At 54.0% G+C, this 18,640-nt stretch carries 25 protein-coding genes and 2 tRNA genes; 10 read left to right on the forward strand and 17 right to left on the reverse strand.

From position 1 onward, the window contains the following. Positions 1–88: 88 nt before the first annotated feature. Positions 89–1,063: a pentapeptide repeat-containing protein gene (locus tag DSL70_RS19525; protein ID WP_119309660.1), complete on the forward strand. Its 975-nt coding sequence runs from the start codon at positions 89–91 to the stop codon at positions 1,061–1,063. Here the strand turns inward: DSL70_RS19525 and DSL70_RS22350 are convergent. Genes DSL70_RS22350 through DSL70_RS19550 form a run of 6 tightly spaced genes read right to left on the reverse strand, consistent with a single transcriptional unit; the run spans position 1,017 to position 3,262 of the window. After that, positions 1,017–1,277, reverse strand: coding sequence for a hypothetical protein (locus DSL70_RS22350; protein ID WP_162916925.1), 261 nt, complete (start codon positions 1,275–1,277; stop codon positions 1,017–1,019). The two genes, DSL70_RS19525 and DSL70_RS22350, sit on opposite strands and share 47 nt — an antisense overlap. Continuing rightward, positions 1,270–1,506, reverse strand: coding sequence for a hypothetical protein (locus DSL70_RS19530; protein WP_119309661.1), 237 nt, complete (start codon positions 1,504–1,506; stop codon positions 1,270–1,272). The genes DSL70_RS22350 and DSL70_RS19530 overlap by 8 nt, the downstream gene beginning before the upstream one ends. Beyond that, a complete protein-coding gene (locus DSL70_RS19535) occupies positions 1,500–1,778 on the reverse strand; it encodes a hypothetical protein (RefSeq protein ID WP_162916926.1) in 279 nt (92 codons plus the stop codon). Before DSL70_RS19535 ends, DSL70_RS19530 begins: the two co-directional genes overlap by 7 nt. A gap of 59 nt (positions 1,779–1,837) precedes the next feature. Next, positions 1,838–2,461, reverse strand: a complete 624-nt coding sequence (locus DSL70_RS19540; RefSeq protein WP_119309663.1) for a hypothetical protein — start codon at positions 2,459–2,461, stop codon at positions 1,838–1,840. Further along, complete coding sequence (locus DSL70_RS19545; RefSeq protein WP_119309664.1) at positions 2,451–3,005, reverse strand: hypothetical protein; 555 nt, start codon at positions 3,003–3,005, stop codon at positions 2,451–2,453. Before DSL70_RS19545 ends, DSL70_RS19540 begins: the two co-directional genes overlap by 11 nt. Further along, a complete protein-coding gene (locus DSL70_RS19550; RefSeq protein ID WP_119309665.1) occupies positions 3,002–3,262 on the reverse strand; it encodes a hypothetical protein in 261 nt (86 codons plus the stop codon). Before DSL70_RS19550 ends, DSL70_RS19545 begins: the two co-directional genes overlap by 4 nt. 86 nt (positions 3,263–3,348) lie before the next feature. Here DSL70_RS19550 and DSL70_RS22910 point away from each other — a divergent pair, with 86 nt between their 5' ends. After that, positions 3,349–3,663 carry a helix-turn-helix transcriptional regulator gene (locus tag DSL70_RS22910; protein ID WP_119309666.1) on the forward strand — a complete coding sequence of 105 codons (315 nt, stop codon included), beginning with the start codon at positions 3,349–3,351 and terminating at the stop codon, positions 3,661–3,663. A gap of 301 nt (positions 3,664–3,964) precedes the next feature. Continuing rightward, positions 3,965–4,324, forward strand: coding sequence for a hypothetical protein (locus DSL70_RS19560; protein WP_162916927.1), 360 nt, complete (start codon positions 3,965–3,967; stop codon positions 4,322–4,324). A 230-nt stretch (positions 4,325–4,554) separates the two neighbouring features. Here the strand turns inward: DSL70_RS19560 and DSL70_RS19565 are convergent, their stop codons facing one another. Then, positions 4,555–4,776 carry a hypothetical protein gene (locus DSL70_RS19565; RefSeq protein ID WP_119309668.1) on the reverse strand — a complete coding sequence of 74 codons (222 nt, stop codon included), beginning with the start codon at positions 4,774–4,776 and terminating at the stop codon, positions 4,555–4,557. 11 nt (positions 4,777–4,787) lie between these two features. Between DSL70_RS19565 and DSL70_RS22355 the strand changes: the two genes are divergently transcribed. From DSL70_RS22355 to DSL70_RS19580, 4 genes are all read left to right on the forward strand, one after another. After that, positions 4,788–5,099 carry a hypothetical protein gene (locus DSL70_RS22355; RefSeq protein ID WP_162916929.1) on the forward strand — a complete coding sequence of 104 codons (312 nt, stop codon included), beginning with the start codon at positions 4,788–4,790 and terminating at the stop codon, positions 5,097–5,099. A 23-nt stretch (positions 5,100–5,122) separates the two neighbouring features. Further along, positions 5,123–5,380, forward strand: a complete 258-nt coding sequence (locus tag DSL70_RS19570; RefSeq protein WP_119309669.1) for a DUF2312 domain-containing protein — start codon at positions 5,123–5,125, stop codon at positions 5,378–5,380. 104 nt (positions 5,381–5,484) lie between these two features. After that, entirely contained in the window at positions 5,485–6,144 is a 660-nt protein-coding gene (locus tag DSL70_RS19575; protein ID WP_119309670.1) for a beta clamp domain-containing protein, read from the forward strand. A 232-nt stretch (positions 6,145–6,376) separates the two neighbouring features. Beyond that, a complete protein-coding gene (locus DSL70_RS19580) occupies positions 6,377–6,562 on the forward strand; it encodes a hypothetical protein (RefSeq protein WP_119309671.1) in 186 nt (61 codons plus the stop codon). Here DSL70_RS19580 and DSL70_RS19585 read toward each other — a convergent pair. The 7 genes from DSL70_RS19585 to DSL70_RS19615 all read right to left on the reverse strand — a co-directional run bounded on the left by DSL70_RS19585 (position 6,548) and on the right by DSL70_RS19615 (position 11,123). Beyond that, on the reverse strand, positions 6,548–7,912 hold the full coding sequence (locus DSL70_RS19585) for a DUF6538 domain-containing protein (protein WP_119309672.1): 1,365 nt from the start codon (positions 7,910–7,912) through the stop codon (positions 6,548–6,550). The genes DSL70_RS19580 and DSL70_RS19585 overlap by 15 nt on opposite strands. A gap of 135 nt (positions 7,913–8,047) precedes the next feature. Continuing rightward, positions 8,048–8,124 (reverse strand) — tRNA-Arg (locus DSL70_RS19590). Positions 8,125–8,185: 61 nt separating this feature from the next. Then, positions 8,186–8,497: an ETC complex I subunit gene (locus tag DSL70_RS19595; RefSeq protein ID WP_119309673.1), complete on the reverse strand. Its 312-nt coding sequence runs from the start codon at positions 8,495–8,497 to the stop codon at positions 8,186–8,188. Between the two features lie 59 nt (positions 8,498–8,556). Next, positions 8,557–8,633: transfer RNA gene (locus DSL70_RS19600), tRNA-Pro, on the reverse strand. 93 nt (positions 8,634–8,726) lie between these two features. Then, positions 8,727–9,275, reverse strand: coding sequence for a DUF192 domain-containing protein (locus tag DSL70_RS19605; protein ID WP_119309674.1), 549 nt, complete (start codon positions 9,273–9,275; stop codon positions 8,727–8,729). 270 nt (positions 9,276–9,545) lie between these two features. Next, complete coding sequence (locus DSL70_RS19610; RefSeq protein WP_119309675.1) at positions 9,546–10,127, reverse strand: cold-shock protein; 582 nt, start codon at positions 10,125–10,127, stop codon at positions 9,546–9,548. Between the two features lie 240 nt (positions 10,128–10,367). Continuing rightward, positions 10,368–11,123: an SIR2 family NAD-dependent protein deacylase gene (locus DSL70_RS19615; RefSeq protein ID WP_119309676.1), complete on the reverse strand. Its 756-nt coding sequence runs from the start codon at positions 11,121–11,123 to the stop codon at positions 10,368–10,370. 58 nt (positions 11,124–11,181) lie between these two features. Here DSL70_RS19615 and DSL70_RS19620 point away from each other — a divergent pair, with 58 nt between their 5' ends. Both DSL70_RS19620 and DSL70_RS19625 read left to right on the forward strand, forming a co-directional pair. Further along, positions 11,182–11,601, forward strand: a complete 420-nt coding sequence (locus tag DSL70_RS19620; RefSeq protein WP_119309677.1) for a VOC family protein — start codon at positions 11,182–11,184, stop codon at positions 11,599–11,601. Between the two features lie 249 nt (positions 11,602–11,850). Continuing rightward, positions 11,851–13,635, forward strand: coding sequence for a monovalent cation:proton antiporter-2 (CPA2) family protein (locus tag DSL70_RS19625; protein ID WP_119309678.1), 1,785 nt, complete (start codon positions 11,851–11,853; stop codon positions 13,633–13,635). A gap of 50 nt (positions 13,636–13,685) precedes the next feature. Here DSL70_RS19625 and DSL70_RS19630 read toward each other — a convergent pair whose 3' ends face one another. Both DSL70_RS19630 and DSL70_RS19635 read right to left on the reverse strand, forming a co-directional pair. Continuing rightward, on the reverse strand, positions 13,686–14,627 hold the full coding sequence (locus DSL70_RS19630; protein ID WP_119309679.1) for a sulfurtransferase: 942 nt from the start codon (positions 14,625–14,627) through the stop codon (positions 13,686–13,688). Positions 14,628–14,678: 51 nt separating this feature from the next. Beyond that, complete coding sequence (locus tag DSL70_RS19635; protein WP_119309680.1) at positions 14,679–15,299, reverse strand: hypothetical protein; 621 nt, start codon at positions 15,297–15,299, stop codon at positions 14,679–14,681. A 218-nt stretch (positions 15,300–15,517) separates the two neighbouring features. On the opposite strand from DSL70_RS19635, the gene DSL70_RS19640 reads away from it, so the two are divergent. After that, a complete protein-coding gene (locus DSL70_RS19640; protein WP_205563389.1) occupies positions 15,518–17,209 on the forward strand; it encodes a U32 family peptidase C-terminal domain-containing protein in 1,692 nt (563 codons plus the stop codon). A 61-nt stretch (positions 17,210–17,270) separates the two neighbouring features. Here DSL70_RS19640 and DSL70_RS19645 read toward each other — a convergent pair whose 3' ends face one another. Continuing rightward, positions 17,271–18,461: a saccharopine dehydrogenase family protein gene (locus DSL70_RS19645; RefSeq protein WP_119309681.1), complete on the reverse strand. Its 1,191-nt coding sequence runs from the start codon at positions 18,459–18,461 to the stop codon at positions 17,271–17,273. Positions 18,462–18,640: the final 179 nt, after the last annotated feature.

Here is an 18,640-nt window from a genome sequence, read left to right on the forward strand (position 1 = left end):
AGGCTGGTGACGCACTGCGCCTTCCAGTTGCAAACGTGGACAGATTGTCGTTTGCTGGTTCAAGACGATCAGCAAAGGCAAAAGCACGATGAATGACAGGGAAATCATCAAGTTCCTTACACCAGCCGGAATTTGGCTGAGAAGGCATTTGATCTACTTGGGCGCTTTTGTTTTGCTTTTCTCGGGCTTTGGCTTGTGGCTCATTTTCAACGATGTAGCAAGCGCAGAAGCGAGCGTTTGGAAGGAGTTTAGCGAGATAGCAAGAAATCTCGGTCTTCTTTTGCTCGGCGTCATCGGCTTGCCTCTCGCGATCTGGCGCTCTGTCGTTGCTTCCAGCCAAGCAAAAACAGCCATTGAACAATCTAAACACACCGCAAAGCAAATTGAATTGCTTCAAGAAGGACAGCTCGCTGACCGTTTCACAAAAGCGGCAGCGATGCTGACCGAAAAAGACGTAGCAGGCGGGGAAGCCGGAATATTTGCTTTGCGGGAAATTGCCAGCGCAGACCCAGAAGCTTACTACCAAACCGTACAAGACGTGCTCTGCTCGTTCATTCGGAACTATAGCCGTCGCTACAAAAGTGAATATGATGCCTCCAGCAGCCTTAAAACCGCTATGAGAGTGATTTCGCAACTGCGCAACGATCTGGGAAAAGACAGAGATATAGGATGGAGACCTCCACTGGGAAGAGCACATTTCAAACGGTTTTATGAAGACAGGATCCGCCTCAACTTTTCGAATGCAGATTTGTTTAAAAGTTGCTTTGTGAATTCGAGGATTGAATGTGCAACCTTTGAGAACGCCAACTTTCTCGAATCTGATCTCAGAGGGGCTGACTTCAAAAGAACCAATTTCAGTGGTGCAACATTCGATGACGCGAGACTGGAATGCATGATCATCGATCACCAAACACTGGCTACACTTTCTCTTGATCGCACTATGTGGAAAGCCACTAATAAAGGCGACTATTTCCTGATCGAATGCATTAATCCATTTCGTAACAGTCTCTTGCATTCTACACATCCCGCACCCGACCCAGCGCCACAAAGCGCGGAAGAGTAACCCTGTTTACCCCGCCGCCGTTGCCGCATTGCATGCGGGTGTAGCAGAGCTGAACCCGGCCTTTGTCGTCGTGGCTGCGGCCTGTGCCTTGTGCGCGCTCGCGCCTCACCTGCTCCTGCACCCGCTTTGGAGCAACCCCGTTCAGATCCGGCCCCATCAGCGGCACGCCGCCAGACTGCAGCGCAGACGCGTAGCACCCTCGGTCCCTACTCATCGGCCAAACTCCCTTGCTCTGGCGGCAACAGCTCGTTGAGCCGGTCCCGCACCGCGATTGCTTCATGTAAAAAGAGATTGCGCTCGCGCCAGTCTGGCGAATTCCATGGCCCGTGCATGGTCACCACTGGCGGGTTGAACCCGCGCCGTTCGATCAGGTTGATCTGAATGCGCCGCGTTTCCAGCCGGTCGACAGGAGGGCGATATGGGCGCCGGTTTGTTTTCAGCATCGTCCACGCCCCTCAACGGCTCGCTGCGCAAGCTGATCGACAAAGGCCTCGCAGGCTGTCCTGCTATCAAACCGCAGCGCCTTTTCTTCGCGGTTTCCAAGCCCGCTTTGCACATAGGAAACGTCAACAGAAAACCCGCTCACATTGGTTATTTTGGGCTCCAGCAAATAATGAAAATGCTCTATTGCCGCGTCGATATCGACCCCAAAATCGGCGATGCAGCTCTGATGGTCGCTCTCACACATTGCGTTGCAATGCTCGGCGTCGGCCAAAGGCCTTGCCTGTGTTGGTGCTGGCATGGTCGGCTCTCGTTTCACTCGTTTGACCTCCCTCACGCAATCACGGCAATGCGCTTGCGAAGGCTTTCGCCCTCGTCAGCCAAGGCCCAAAGGTCAAGAATGACGTTTTCCAGATTGTTGACTTCCGCTTCCAGCGCCGGGCTTGCCAGCCGCAAAACGGCCACCCGGTCCACCGCGTTGCGCACGCTGGCGTGATGCCGGTCAAACACCTGCCCCACCATCACAGTCGAGCACCGGCCAATCTCCACCGCCAGGTGCTGCGCTATGTGCCGCGCCCCGCTGATCTCGACCAGATCCCGCCGTTCAACGAAAATTTCGTCCGGCTTGAGAAAATACCGCCCGGCCACGGCATAGGCAGCAATCACGCAATAGGCAAAATCGCGAAAGCGCTTGCCCTCTGGCAAGGCGGTGTGTTGCAGCGCCGCCGAGGCATATTCGCCCAGCGAGTAGGAGCGACGAAACCCAAGCTGGCGCTGGCAGCGCAAGGCGCACAGCCCGTAAGGGTCGGCCATGCAGGTGCGAGAAATGCCCGTTGTCCGGCTGCGCTTGCGCTTGAACTCATGCGGAACGGTGCCGAGCATGTCCGGCCCGAACCCGAGTGCATCAAAGCTCAGTTGCAGCTCCAGCGGCTTTGTCTTCAGCGGCTCAATCGTCATCCCCACCCCCGCATCCAGTGTCCCCGCTTCTTGCTTTTGCCACCCGCGCCTTGAAGCTTTCCTTCAGCGATAGCGCATCGATGTGCAGCCGGTCCGCCGCTTCAATCAGGTCAAATTTCAGGATTTCCGAAACCGAGATTTGCGCGTCATCTTCAAGCGCCTTGCTCATGCCAGCCAGCAGCCCGGCAAAGTCCGAGCTGACCCCGGCCACAGCCCCAACCCCGGCAGGCACCGGATTGCAATCCGAACGCGGCACAGCCTGAAGCCCGGCCAGCTCCAGAAGCAGCCGCAGCACCCGCAAGGCTTCACCATCGGAAAAGACGATCAGGTCCGCCAGCATGAACAGCGAAAGCGACTGTTGCCGCATGTCATCCTGACCGGAGCGGTGCCGCAAGCAGCGGTCAACGCTCTGCTTGCGATAGCCGGTCACCTCTGAAAGCGCATCGCTGCCAACGGTTTTCACGTCCAGCTTGCTTGCTGCCAGCAACTCGCCATAAATGTCGCGCCCGTTGAAATTCGCCAAAAGCCTGTGTTCGCCGCTCATGAGCCATCCGCCGCGCTTGAAACATGGAAACGCACCTCACAGTCTTGCAGACTGTGAGCATCAACCGAGCGCCAGCGGAAAAGGGAAACAGGAACAGAAACGCCCTGCTCCAACCCCATAAGAAAGAGAGGAACGAACCAGGACGCGGGAAAGGAACCGATGACAACATTGTTGGAAACGGCAGACGCACCAACGCCCAACCGAACCGCCACGGCCCCTGCCCCCAAATCACTCACAATGGATCTAGCTGTGCTCATGCATAACAATTTCCAAAATTTGTGGAAATTGTCAACACCACAACTCATTAATTTCCAAATTTTGTGGAGCGTGTAACTTTTACGACATGGAACAGAGAGATAACCCTTCTGCCGAGTCGGTCGCGCTTCGCCTCCAATGGCTTCGCGATTATCTTGGCCTTTCACAGACCGAGATAGCTTCAAGCATCGGCGTCAAGACCACTCAATGGAACAACTGGGAGCGCGCGCACAATCGCCTTTCCCTGACAGGAGGGTTGCGTCTTGGTCAGGTTTATGGGGTATCTTTGGATTTTCTATTTCTAGGAAGAGTTGACACATTACAACACACGATGCGGACAGCATGGCTTTCAAGTCCGCGTGTCAACAGCTCCAAAAAATCCAGCGAAAACCCTGACACCTGACAGGCATCAATCATCATTTGCAATCTGGCTTCGCTCTCACACATACCACGCCTTTCAATTGTCGACAGTATGAGAACAAAATAGAAACATTGCAACTTGGGATTTTCCGCTATCCAACAGATTTACAAAACCACACCAACTGCAAACCAATGAAACAACAACGATCCAACCCCAATTCTCGCAGAAATCAGCCACAACCAGTCATCAACTTATGGTGAAACGAGGCGTAAATATTGCAACCCTATCGTTATAGGAATAATCTATAACTCCTTCCATCAGCTCAGTCTCCAGGTCTAGTCAATTGCTTTTCATTTCATTGGAAATTGCCGCTCTCTTGTGCGCCCTGTTGTTGGTCTACCTGATCCTGAAAGACCCCAAAGAGCCGACCGCCGCAGCGGTAAAGGACCAGAACAGTTTGCCGTATGCATCGCTCCAGAATGAAAGCCACTCAGGGAACGACCCCATGTCAAACAAGGACAAGAAAAGGCTGCACGATCTGGAAAAGCTGATCAAAGAAGCCTGCAGCGAAGCCGAAGCCTTGGAAGAGCCCATTCTGACCTACGCGCTCCACACGGCGCTTCAGGAAATCAAGGCTATTCAAGACAGAATTCAGATTAACACGCCTCAAGCCCAAACAGACAGTCGCTCTGGCAACAACTAGCCCTTCTCCTGCGCACCATACAGCAACACCCCATCAGGCAACGCGAGTTATAAATCCACAAAATTTGGAATATCACTTGACATTCCAAATTTAGTGGAAAATATTGCTATTGTCTTAACCGCCTGTGTCATCCTCTCCACAGGCGAACAAGCGCAAGGGGTGAGCCGTCCTCCCACTCATCCCTTGCGCATTTTTAAAGGGGCAAGAAAATGCCGACGGTTGAAAGATTTCTATTTCAGTTTTCTTCTGCAGCTCTTGACGGTTCGCAGAAATTGTCGCCGAGCATCTTCGATGACAAAGTGCCTTGCCCTCTCTTCCACATCAGCCCAGCGTCCGAAGCTGACGCCGCAATTCTTGCAGACAGCGATAGCTTCGTCGGTCTTGCCGTTGGCTACTTGGATGACGGCTCCCCCGCAGTGTGGGCACTGGGTAGTAACTTGAATTTGTTCCATAGCAAATCTCCTTGAAAAACAAACGTTATGGGACAGAGTGCCGGACCTTTTCGCAGCGGGTCCGGCACTCATCAAATCCAAGTCTGACAGCGATTTTGAGTTGGTTGATATCTTTTCACTGCGACTCAGCAAGGCCACCCAAATCCGTTGATATCTTTTTCAGCGACAAAAACGCACACCTTCGGAGCAATGCCATGCACCAAGTGTTTTCCGATTTAAAACAAGCGCTTGTCTTGCGTGAACTGCTGGCAATCAGCTCCCTGATCACCTTTGCCGCCGCCCTTCTTCATTGGGCAGCAATCCTCAAACCCGAAGCTTTTTAAAAGGCACCTTAAGGAGCAAGACCATGTCCAACACCGGAGGAGTCGCAGCCGACCAACTGCGCGCGTTCGTCGAGCGGATCGAACGCTTGGAAGAAGAAAAGAAAGCCATCTCGGATGACGTGAAAGACGTCTACGCCGAAGCCAAGGGCAACGGTTTCGACGTCAAGGCCATGCGAGCACTGATCCGCCTGCGCAAACTGGACACCAACGTGCGCCTTGAAATGGAAGCCCTGATTGATCTTTACCTCCATGCCTTGGGTATGGCAGGCAAGAGCGAATAGCGCTCGCCGCCGAAGGCAAGGCGAAAGCCGACGCCGACCGCAAGCGTAGCGCGCCAGTTCATTGCAAATGAACGAGAGCAACCCTTTCAACAAGAGCAATCATCATGACCGAAATCATCATCACTCGCCCTGAGTTCCTTGCTGCAGCCTCGCTTTTCGTTAGCAAGGATGGGCTGCGATACTATCTGAATGGCGTTCTGATCGAACCTGACCCGCGCGGCGGCATCTTCCTTGTTGCAACAGACGGTCACCGCCTGGTCGTCTTTCGCGATCCGGATGGCATGACGGACAAGCCCCACATTCTGCCGGTGCCTAAGCATCTGTTTGATGCCTGCAAGTATTCTGCCAAGGCTGGCAAGCGCGAACTGATGGCCGATGGTGACCTGATCCATCTTTACGAAAACATCGTTGAAGAAGAACCTTCAGTGAGAGTTCATGTTTCTATCTTCAGCGAGATTGATGGCACCTATCCGGATTGGAAAGCGATCATTCCGGGGTCGACAATCGAGCAACAACAGTCCGACAGTTTCAGCTGTCCATACCTGTCTTCTTTCGGCCAGTTGATCATTGCCGCCTATGGCAACAGTCAGGAACACAAGGCAATCAGGCTGCTTCAAAATGGCCAAGGTGGCGCGCTGGTCCTTCATAACACAATCGACTGGTTTGGCATGCTCATGCCAATGCGTTTGAATATTGATCGGGTCTCTCTCCCGTTTTTTGTTGAGTCTGCGAAGCCCGGCGAAAGCCAGGTAGCAGCGGAATAACCCATCCCGAAGCGGTGCCGCGAACGACCCTGCCCGACCTGCGTGGGCGGGGTGAAAAAAGGCCAGTCTCGCAGGCGCGCAAAAATTGTCATGGTTCGAGCTATGGCAAGCACCGTTGGGTCAATAGCCGTGAAAGACTGGCAAGCAGGTAATTTCATTGGAAAGGAAACCGCCAAACGAGGGATGCGGCCTTGCAGGAGATCCCCCGTTTGGTCATTAGGAACAGGAACTCATGCCAGAGCACAACATGACATTGGAAGAGCTGAAGCGCCACCGGGCGCAAGCGGCCACCCTTGTCAAATTGCATGGCAAGGACTATCTGCCTTTCTTCCATGTCTTCCATGATGAAATCCTGCGCATCGAGCGCCAGGCAACCGAGCTGGAGACAGCCTTGCAATTCGCCTCAAGCGAGGTCTGACAGATCCGCCCAATGTGGCAAGGCAAAGGCCATGTGCTTCATGTAGCGCCAAGCCTGCTCAAAAATCTCTTCATTCTTTGATGAACACCCCACCCCATATTTCGGCCTGCCGATGCCGTGTCCGAACAGGTCTGCCTGCATGCGTTCCGGCATCTGCCCAAGCGCCGGGTCTGGATGGCGCACCGCAATCATGCGGTCCTGAAAGGCCGAGCGCAACGAATAGAGCCGATGGCTTGGCGTTTCCTTCAGGCCGTTGTTGCGCAGGAATTTGTTGATGTTGCCGCTGACGCTGTCTTCCTTGTCAGCCAGCGCAGGAAACCCGCCCGGCCTCTGCTTTGCGGCCCAGAGTGAAATTCCAACCAATGGAATGTCTCGCTCTGCATTGCGCGTCTTCACTTCCCGCTTTGAAATAGACCGGATCCGGATATGCGGTATCTTGTCTTTCAGCCTGATGTTCTCTGGCTGCAGGTTGACAATCTCGCCAGGCCGCGCCCCTGTCTCGATCAACATGTATAAAATCATGCGATGGTCTTCAGAAAGGCCGGACAGCGCGTTTTGATCAAGCAGGCGTCCTGATATGAAACCATTGCTGAATGGCGGTGTGCGCTCGTTCTGGCCAGCCTTGAGCCGCAATCCCTTGAACGGTTCGGCACTCTTGAGCCGCAGCGCTTCGCACACCGTGGTTGTGATTGAGTTGAGATGCTGGATATCCTTGTTTGCAGTGTCCGGCTTCCGGCCTTCGTTCAACACTCGATCAAGCCACCAGTCGCGGAAGTCCAGCGCCATTTCCCGCGTGATAAGTTCAATCGGTATATCCCTTTCCATCAACTTGATGAAATTGGTCACCGCCTTCATGCGCGGGTTTTTCCATTTGCGGATCTGGTTTTCACTCTTGCGGGTCTGGATTTCCCCGGTCAGCTTGAAATAGCGGTCGAGAGCATCAGACAGCGTTATGTCTGGCTGCTTGGCCGTCCCCAGCAAGGCTTGCACCGTTGGCTTGTGGGCCACCTTGCGGCCCGTCTCCAGTGCGTCCAGTCGGTCGGCAAGGGTCTGGATGTTTTTCGGGTCAAGCAGCTTGTCGGCACTGACAAAGGCAAAGCCATAGGATTTGGCGATATCGTGTGCCGCCTGCCAGCACTCAGCCGCCTTGTCGCTGTCCGATGCCAAAAGGGCATTCCACCGCTTTTCAATCTTGGAATTGATGTTCGCGGCCTTGGCTTTTGCCTCTTCATACGAATCGGTGTTGAGGGAAATTTTCAAATCCCCTCGCCCCTCGATATCGCGCAACCGTTTCGGAACACGCCTGTTGTAGTAGAATCTTTTGCCGCGTTGCTGAATATATAGCTTCATGAGAAAGCAGCCTGCACAATGAATGTAGTACAATCTGTAGTACAGTAAGTAGTACAAAATTGCAAATTGGCTGCTTATTGATTGCTGAAAATCTGAATTTAGATAATTAAATCAATGGTTTGCACTAAAAGAAAGTGGCGACCCCTGCAGGATTCGAACCTGCGACCTGCTGATTAGAAGTCAGCTGCTCTATCCAACTGAGCTAAGGGGCCAGAGTGTTTTGGGGCTTGTGGCCCTTTGAAAGTAACCATCAGCAATCGGGAGCTGAGGTGTTCAGTGGGTCCAGTTTCCTTCCTGGCGGTCGAAGGAGAAATTGTCCGAATAGGCTTTGACAATTCTCTTGCGCGCCTTGGGTTCCAGAATCTGAAAATCGACGCCATGTCGCTGGGCATAGGAGACGGCGGCCTCCTTTGTCGGGAACGACATGTTGATCTGCTGGCGGGTGTCAGATGACGAAATATGGCCGGTCAGCGGATCCTTGTTCCTTGCAGTCTCTGGTTCGAACGTGAGATGCCAGTTCTGGCTGGTTGCCAAACCGGACTGCATGGCATTCTTGGCGGGTCTGAAAATTCTCGCTTTTGTCATGAAGCCCTTTCCGGGAGCCCTTCATTGGCTGAAATGCCGAACGAAAACCCACTTCCAAATGGTCGGAGCGAGAGGATTCGAACCTCCGACCCCCTGATCCCAAATCAGGTGCGCTACCAGGCTGCGCTACGCTCCGTACTGGTCATTGGGCAACAGGTTACCCAATGAAGAATGGCGTTTGCATAGCAATCGCACCTTGGCTCGGCAAGTGCAAATAGGTATCCCCTGCTTATTTAGATGATTTGGGTGTGAACAATTGATGGAGCATTTTGTCTCCCGGTTTGATCCCCAGCTTGTCTGCTGTCCCCTTTGGAACTTCCAGAACATAGCGCACCGGCCCGGCAGAGCCGATCACAGATTCCGACAAGGGGGTCGTTGCCTTGACGATATGGTGGATGGTTCCGTCTTCTTCGGCAAAGATCATGTCGAGCGAAATATAGGTGTTTTTCATCCACATGAACACAGGCTCTGTTGCGTCGAAGTCAAACAGCATGCCGTGACCGTCCGCCAGACTGGTCCGGAACATCAGCCCCTTCATGCGTGTTGCATCGTCAAGGGCCAGTTCGACAACAAAGGCACTGTTGCCGTTTGCGCTCTTGATGATGAGGTGGGTCTGATCGCTGAGGTATTCCGCAACTGAATCGGACGGAACGGATTCCAGTGGTTTGATTGAGCCCGCGGGCTCAACTGCCAAAGTCGCATGCACTCCGATCAGACTGAAGCTGACCGTGAGAAGAATGAACGCCAAAGCGGCTTTCGCGTGTCGGATGAATGGCATCAGATACCTCACATGGCCAGAAAACGGCTATTGCAGGGAAGCTTTCCAAGCGCTTTTTCGTCTGGCGCTGTGGCAATCGTGTGGCCTCAGCGGCAAAGACATTGGAAAAGACGCGGATATGTAGACGAAATAGAAGCCCGAGCAGATATTCGGGCAGTTAAGCAAATATCGGAAACGACTTGGCGACGGACATATCGGTTGCCCGCGGAGATCAACAAAGTAAACCTTGGCAAGGCAGAACAACTCCTGCCGCACCTCAACTTCAATCCATCAATGGGAAGACGGGATGTGAGCGCCGGTGGAAGGACGGATTTCCGTTGCCATCTTGCCTTTGGGGCTCGGGCCATAACGTACCATCACTTCCTGATGTGGCCGCAGCTCGGTAAGGCCATAGATGCGCAGGGTTTCCATGTGAATGAAAATGTCCTCGGACCCCTCTCCTTGTGTCAGGAAGCCAAAGCCCTTTTCCCGATTGAACCACTTGACCCAGGCCTTTTCCAGCTCGCTGGTCGGGTTGACTTTTACGTGGGTGTTGGCAGGAGGCAGTTGGGAGGGATGGATTGCGGTGCTTTCATCCATGGAAAGGATACGCAAGGCCTGCAGGCCACGTGGCCCCTGAAGCACTTCACAAACAACGCGCGCGCCCTCATAGGCAGTGCGATACCCATCTCGGCGGAGGCAGGTCACGTGCAACAAAACATCAGAGCTGTTATCGTCCGGCACAATAAAGCCGAAGCCTTTGGCGACATCAAACCATTTGATCTTGCCCGCAATCTGCGTGACATCCAAAGCAGCATCGTCCGATGCGGCGATCTCCAAAGGTTGCTGCTCTGGTACTAACTTCACCCCCATAGCCTTGCCTCAATGCTATTCGTAGCCTCGTTCCCGACTCAATACACTGGTCGATTCTCGGCCTGAGGATATCATCTTGATCAGAGACTGCATCAATAAATTTTTAACTTTTAAAGCGATTCCCCGCGAGAGAGGCTATCTGCAGGTGTGCGATGTCCTTGATAATCCAAAGGATGGGCATCTGCCGTTTTGTTGAACAGGGCAATGCTCAGAAATTAAACTGCGTCGGAATGATGGCACTCATGCAATGTATTGCATGATATCACCGATTTCGTGCTGAATGCTGATGTCGGCGAGTTCATCAAGGGGAGTCGGGTCGCGATTGATGATCACCAGCCTGGCGCCATGCTGTTTGGCGATCTGGGGAAGTCCGGCTGCCGGGTAGACGACGAGCGACGATCCCAGAACGATGAACAGGTCGCAATCCCCAGCCTGATGCATGGCCTGCCGCATTTCCTCTTCCGGCATGGCCTGACCAAAATTGATGATCGCGGTTTTGACGAGACCTCCGCAATGGGGACAGGTGGGCGATGTTCCGTGCGCCTTGATGTGGTGTTCCGCTTCGACCAGCGTCATGACAGCGTGGCAATCAAGGCATGTGGCGAAGGTTCCGTTGCCGTGGATTTCAATGATCCTGTCGGTCGGCAGACCGCTACGCTGGTGGAGCCCATCGATATTCTGGGTGATGGTGCAGCTCAGTTTCCCTCGCTTTTGGAGGCGGACGAGTGCCTTGTGCCCTTCGTTCGGCACTGATTTTGAAAACTCTTCATTTTGAATGAAACGTCTTCTCCAGTCCTCAAGGCGCGTTTCTTCACTTGAAATGAAATCATCAAACATGATCGGTTCCATCTGTGCCCAGAGACCCTTCGGGGAACGAAAATCCGGAATGCCGCTTTCCGTGCTGATCCCTGCCCCGGTAAAGGCGACGATATGATCGGAGTGCTCGATCAGGGTCATGAGCTCATCGGCAATCAATTTTGGGCTATTGAAATCCATTTCATCGATCCTATAGTTATTGGGCAGAATAATTCATTCAGCTCAGGGAAGCATTCATATGAAGTATCTCCATACGATGGTGCGTGTCAGCAACATTGAAGAATCTCTTGATTTCTATTGCAACAAACTCGGTCTGAAAGAAGTCCGCCGTTCAGAGAATGCCAATGGTCGCTACACTCTCATTTTCCTCTCGGTTGACGGCAAGTTGGAAAACTGCGTTGAGCTGACTTACAATTGGGATCCTGAAGACTATGGTGAGGGCCGCAATTTTGGCCATCTGGCTTATGAAGTAGACAATATTTATGAATTTTGTCAAAAGCTGATGGATGCGGGCGTGGTTATCAACCGCCCTCCCCGTGATGGTAATATGGCCTTTGTTCGGTCTCCTGACAATATCTCGATTGAACTCTTGCAGAAGGGCGATCCGCTTCCCCCGGCAGAGCCATGGGCATCCATGCAGAATACGGGCAAATGGTAACCGCTTTGCGGTAGTTCGGAGACAGAAACAAAAGACAAGGCCCTTTCGCTCGGCGGGAGGGCTTTTTGTTTGGAGGAATGCCATTGCCAATGCGGCTGACCATCATGATCCCCTACATAGCAAACTGTCGCAGGGCCAATTCGATGGCATCGGATATAAAACTGAACCCGCCCGGTCTATAATGGTGAAGAATCAGTATTTTCTTGTATGCAGCTGACGTCGTCACCTCGTTGCGGATCTCGTTTTCTCATGGCCAATCCTACCGAACCCCTGTTCTTTTCCGAAGCCATTGTCTTTCTGGGCGCGGCAGTTGTTGCGGTTCCGATTGCCAAGAGGATCGGCGTCGGTGCCATTATCGGCTATCTGATCGCCGGGATGGTGATTGGGCCGTTTGGTCTGGGAGCCATTCATTCGGTTGAGAAAATCCAGCCGATTGCCGAGCTTGGGGTCGTATTGCTGTTGTTCGTGCTCGGGTTGGAACTCAATCCCAACCGGCTCTGGCGCATGAAAAGCGACATTTTCGGGCTCGGCACAAGTCAGATCCTTCTGACCGGCTTTGTTCTTGCCGGGATCATGACCATGATCGGACTGGATCGGCCGGTCGCCATAATCGGCGGGTTTGGCATGGCCCTTTCCTCAACGGCCTTCGCTGTGCAGATCCTGAAGGATCGGGGCGATTTCTCCTCTGCCTACGGCCAGCGGGCGTTCGGCATATTGTTGATGCAGGATATTGCCATCGTTCCCCTGTTGGCAATGGTCGACATTCTGGTCTCGGATGGCGCTTCACAAGCGGACCGCACGGTCTGGGAGCAGATCGGGATCACGGTTGTTGCCGTGTTGCTGGTGATTGTCATCGGGCGATATCTGCTTTCCCACCTGTTTGCCATTCTGGCCAATACACAGGCCCGCGAGATGATGCTTGCAGCTGCCTTGTTGGTTGCCCTTGGCAGTGCGGCGCTTATGCACTGGGCCGGTCTGTCGATGGCACTGGGGGCTTTTCTGGCGGGTATCATGTTGGCCGAGTCCAGCTACCGACACACGCTGGAAGCCGATATCTTTCCGTTTCGCTCGTTGCTGATGGGGCTGTTTTTCATGACTGTCGGCATGACGCTCAATTTGCCGGTCACGCTCGCCTATCTGTGGCAGATCATCGTTGGCGTCGTCGTCGTGATGAGCATGAAAGGCCTCATCTTGTGGCTGCTGGCCAAGCTCACCGGGTCGTCCAGTTCCGATGCCGTGAGCATCGCCGCCGCCCTGCCTCAGGCGGGGGAGTTCACCTTTGTCCTGTTTGCCGCCGCCACCTCGGCCGGGCATGAAAGCGATCTCTTCACGGTCATGTCCGCTGTTGTCATCCTTTCTATGATCATGACCCCGTTTGTTGGCAAGGCACATGTTGCCTGGCAGAAGCGCAAGGGAAGACAGGCGACTCATGAGCCCGATGTGGTGCCGGAAAAATTCGACGACCAGGCGCCGCAGGTTCTGGTGGTTGGCTTCGGGCGGTTTGGCATGGTCGTTGCCCAGATGCTGATGTCGAACGGGCTTGGCGTCGTGGCGATCGACAACAATGCCCGCCGGGCTGTTCAGGCACGCCGATTGGGGCTGCCGGTCTATTATGGTGATGCGACGCGGGAAGATGTTCTGCGGGCAGCCGGCGCCGGAGAGGCCTTGTTGATCGCTCTGTGTGTCGAAAATGAACTGGTGATGGCCAAGTCAATCGAGCTGATCAAGCATTGTTTTCCCAAGGCCAAGATCTTCTGCCGGGCGACCGACCGGGCTCACGCCATTCAACTGGCTATGAGCGAGGTCGACTATCACATTCGTGAAACCTTCGAAAGCGGCATCACCTTTGGCCGTGAGGCACTTGACCAATTGGGGCTTTCCACGGAACGCATTGTCGAGATAGAGCGAGAGGTGCGTCAGCAGGATCTGGAACGCATTCTCTGTGATGCTGCGCTTGTGGCCGAAGGCAAGCCCACGCTGCCACGCATCGAGCCAGTTCGCAAGCCGAGCGAAAAGATTGCCGTCAGCAAATAGCCGCGCAATCTCTGTCCGCCCTGCCCGCGATACTATTCAGCGAGGCGCGCCTAATTTGCCTGTGGTATGGCGATCGGGTAATCCGGCAGTTTTGTCCACTCGGCCATGGAGCCATCATAGAGGCGAACATCCTTGTTGCCGAGAAGCTCGTGGGAAACGAACCAACCAAGGGATGCTCTGTGGCCGGAATTGCAGAAGGCAATCTGCTGGCCCTGCATTGGAACCTTGTGAGCGGTGAACAGCGCCTTTATCTTGTCCAGCGGCAGGAAACGTCCACCCTTGACGGGCTCCACCAGCAATTCAAAGGGCAGGTTTTTTGCATTGGGGATCGTTCCGGGGCGATCTCCACCGGCTTTGCCGAAATATTCGCCTTCCGAACGATAATCGACAAAGGAAATGCCGTCCTTCCATGCCTGAAGCACTTCACTTGCTTCCGGTGCCAGGCTCAGGTCGGCGTTTGCCTGATAATTCTGCCTTGTGATTGTCGTTGGCTGGTCCGACCACTTGGCATCGTTCAGCTGGCTGTAGGCGATCAGGCCACCGTCAAGGATGGAGATGTTGTCGTGACCGAGGACCTTGAAGGTCCAGTAAATGCGCGTTGCAACGGCAATTTCGCCTGCATTGACGCCGACCGGGGCCAGCACCACATGGCTGTTGCGCGAGATGCCAAGAGAGCCGATCAGTTCCTTGAGATAACGCTCGTCTGGCAAAGACATACCCTTGACGGGCTTGGGTTGGCGCCATTTGTTGAAGTCGCTGTTGACCGAGCCTGCAATATGGATACGCGCATAGCCCGCTGCGGGTTGCAGGTCCACGATGGTGATCGTGTCATCGGACAGGTGCTCCTGCAACCAGTCCGGTGTCACCAGCGGCTCTGCCGCAAAGGTCTCTGTGGTCAGGAAACAGGCCATCGCGGCCAGCCCCAAAAGTACCGGTCGGACGACGCGCACAACAAAAGTTGAGCCGTTGAACACGGAAATGCAGGAGGTCATGGATCATAGCACCTTATCTGAATTAAAGTGATATATGAAATATCACTTTAATCAGTAAAGGACCAACAGAAGAATGACAAGGATCGCCAGCGCAATCCATGCCCACATCTGGGCACCGCCAAGGAAGCCCTTCGCTGCGGCGCTTTCGGCTTCGACTTCCAGCTCCTCTACGGCGTTCTTGGCTTCGTTGAGTACTTCGTCCAGTTCAGGTTTGTCGTTTTTCATTGTCCGCTCCTTCGGGTGATTGAATTCATCGACGAAACGCGAAAAATAGTCGGACATGATGGCATTGGTCTTTTCTGGATCATTGAACACCAGTTTGCCATTCAATGTCGTGTGCAGCTCGCTCTCTATCTTCATAATAGTTGTGCGGCCTTCCTTTCGGAACCAGATCCGATGATGACCCTTTGGCATAAGGGCATGGGGATCTGTCCCCTGCCAGTCTACTTCAAGATACGGCAAGTCAGGGTCTTGATCAATAAAACGAAAAATGTAGTGAACGATCTGGCCGTCCAGGGTTGAGCTCACGATCTTAGCCAGAACGGTGTCTTGTGAAAGTTGTTCGGTCTCAATGCAGTTTTGCAGGCTGTGCTGGATGTAGACGGGATCCTTGAGCTTTTTCTTGATGGCTCTATAGTCGGCCGATAGGCGATATTCTCCTGAAAATGCCATATGGTTCTGTCCTGAAGATCTGTCGCGGCAGGTTTGATTTGTGCTGGTTTCTGCTCGACAGGCGTTGGTTTTTGTTCTTTATCCTGATGTTATTCCCATAATAACTGAATATGTACAGATGTAGTCGGTAAAAAGTACGAAATTTGCCTGATTAACAGACTGGAATGCGCTGTCTTTGTTTGCTATTGGTCACCCCTCAAACTGATCCGGCGTTAATAATGAAGGGTTTCCTGATGTCGCCTCTCAACCAGAAAGCAAAAAGACCGGAACGGTCCGAACTCTTGATGCCCGCAGGCAATCTGGAAAAGCTCAAGATGGCTGTTCTCTATGGCGCCGATGCGATCTACATGGGCACGCCGGACATGAGTCTCAGAACCAAGTCGCAGATGACACTGGACGATGTCGTTGAGGGGATCGAGTTTGCCCATGCTCATGGCAAGCGGGTCTATCTCACGCTCAACCTGTTTTCGCACAACAAGGATATCGACAAGCTGCCGCAGTATGTCGAAACGGTGCGCAAGGTGAAGCCGGATGGGCTGATCGTGGCTGACCCTGGTGTGTTCATGTTCGTCAAGTCGCAGGCGCCGGAGCTGGAACTGCATGTGTCGACGCAGGCCAACGTCTGCTCCTGGCAGTCGGTTCAGTTCTGGGAAACCCAGGGCGCCAGTCTGGTGGTCATGGGGCGTGAGGTTTCCTATCCGGAGCTTGCCGAGGTGCGTGAAAAATGCCCGGATGTGAAGCTCGAAGCCTTCGTTCACGGTTCCATGTGCATGACCTATTCCGGTCGTTGTCTCCTGTCCAACTTCATGGCCGAGCGCGGTGCCAATCAGGGCTCCTGCGCCAACAGCTGTCGCTGGAAATACAAGGTGCACATGAAAATGCGTGATGGCACCGTGCGCGAGCTGAAGCTTTCGGAAGAAAACATGGAGCTGTTCGACTTCTTCCTCGAGGAAGAACAGCGGCCCGGTGAACTGATGCAGATTGTCGAAGACGAGCGCGGTTCCTACATCCTCAACAGTCGCGACCTTTGCATCATGCCGAAACTGCCGGACCTTCTGTCAATCGGCATCGACAGTCTGAAGGTCGAGGGTCGAGGCAAAAGTCCCTACTATGTGGCGCTCGTGGCGCGCGCCTATCGCATGGCGATCGATGACTGGTACGCCGACCCGGAGAGCTGGGACCCTGAGGCCTATATGGAAGAGCTGGCCACGGTGCCGAACCGCGGCTACACGCTGGCGTTCCATGAAGGCCGTTTGACCAACTATGCCCATGGCTATGAAGAAACGTCGACCTTTGCCGAATGGGAATTTGCCGGCATGGTCAAGGAAGTGCGTGATGATGCGTTCATCGTGCTGGTAAAGAACAAGCTGGAAGCCGGCGACGTTTTCGAGTTCGTCTCTCCTCACCTGCGTTCGCCCATTCCGATCCGTCTCTACGAATTCGAGGATGCCAAGACCGGAAAGATCACGGACGTTGTCAACCCGGGCACCAATCCGGAAATCCGCGTGCCCTTCTCGCTGTTCGATCATGAGGACCCGGCCCTGTTGGCCAAGCATGTTCCCGTGATGACAGTGGTCCGCAAGGAACGCGCCTTGACGCCGGCACAATGGGCTCGCCTCAAGCACGATTCCGAAGCTCATGAGCTGGAACTCGGCACCGGCGATCAGGGGCTCTATGAGCGCAAGAATGTCAAGTTGCAGGCAGCGATTGATGCGGACCAGACCAAGCGCTCGACCAAGAGCCCGCGCCTCGGCACAGAGGGCTGCTGTGGTCGTGGCTGTAACGGCTGCACGATCTTCTGGAATGATCCGAAATATGAAAAGGCCCGAGATTTGCTTGCCAAGAATGAACAGGGCAAGCTGTTGACCAAGCAGCAAGCGCGGCAGGAAGTCATCAAAAAGGTTTCATGAGATATGAAAAGGGAGGATGGATGCCATCCTCCCTTTCTGTTTGTGCCGTCGCGGTCCGGTTCTATTCGGCCGCGATGATGCGGGACTGGACGCAATAGTCGGTGTGATGCACGGCGTCGCCCAATTCGGCAATCGTTTCGAGCCATTCACGGATGACGGACGGATTGGCAGGCGCGGCCTGTACGCCCGGCTTCAGTTGGCCCTTGTAGGCGGCTTCCGTGGCAAGGCTCACCGTGTTGGAGACCAGACGCGCCATGGCGCTGGCGTGGCGAGTGCCGAGGCTATCGATGCTCTTTGCCTTGTGCCAGATGGTGATGCCGTTGCGCATGACCTTCAGTTCGACAGTCAGGACAACGCGGTCAAATTCACCTTCTTCGTAGCGATGGTCAGCCCAGAGCTTGTCACTGAGTGGACCGAGCTCCGCATCCACCATGTCGGAAGGCGTCATTTCGATGGTGTTGAAAATGTCTTTCCATGCTTCAGTCCAACCCGCCAGACGCAGGGTGCCACGCACAAAGCGCTTCATGTTCCAGTCTTCGGAAATGCCATAATGCGGCATGAAGACAACGGAGTTGCGGTTTGGATAGGACTGGAAGGTTTCCATGCCGTCTTCAAGGGCAACGTCATAGTCTTTCACGGCCTCCCACGGTTTGGCGATATCGACGACCTTGCCGTCAACGATTGCCTTGGCCGGGTTCTTGAGCGCTTTCAGAACCCCAAGCGGTGACCAGCTGAACTTGTAGGTGAAGTCGTTGGCAATGGCCGGGAAGCCGCCGCAATAGGACTGGTAGTCATGCTCGTTGGCAGGGTCGAACTGTGGACTGGCCTTGTATTCTTCCACCAGCAGATGCGAGAGCAGATGGTCGATGCCGGGGTCGAGTCCGACTTCGTTGATGAAGACAAGGCCCTTTTTCTTGGCTTCGTCATCGAGCGCAGCCATTTCCGGACTGATGTAGGAGGAAGAAACGAAATTGGCGTTCTTTTCAAGGCAGAGCTTGGCGATGGCAAGGTGCATGGAGGCGGGCAACATGGACACGACAATGTCGCCCGGAGCGATCATTTCGGCCATGGCCCTGGTGTCAGCCTGATGCAGCGCGAAATTACCGGAAAGCCCTTTTGTGGCGGCTTTCGCCTTGTTGAGATCCTGCTCCCAGAGATGGAATTCATAATCCTTGGCGATCAGTCTCCGGATACCCGGGACGGAGGCGAGACCGGCTCCGAGCCAGTGGATTTTCTTGCTTTCTGCGCTCATTTTTTTGCTCCAGCGGAAGGGTGCCAGGCGGTTTGATGCTGGCTTTTGTACGACCTTTGCGCTAACCGGAGGCGCCTGCAAGAGGATGAATTGGCTGTTTCGGCAAAATGACGGCCAATTTCGGCACAATGCTCCCTTCTATCGTCAAGTTGGCTAAAATGACGGCAAAATAGGCATGC

The sequence above is a fragment of the Cohaesibacter haloalkalitolerans genome (assembly GCF_003574655.1).
Lineage (GTDB): Bacteria > Pseudomonadota > Alphaproteobacteria > Rhizobiales > Cohaesibacteraceae > Cohaesibacter > Cohaesibacter haloalkalitolerans.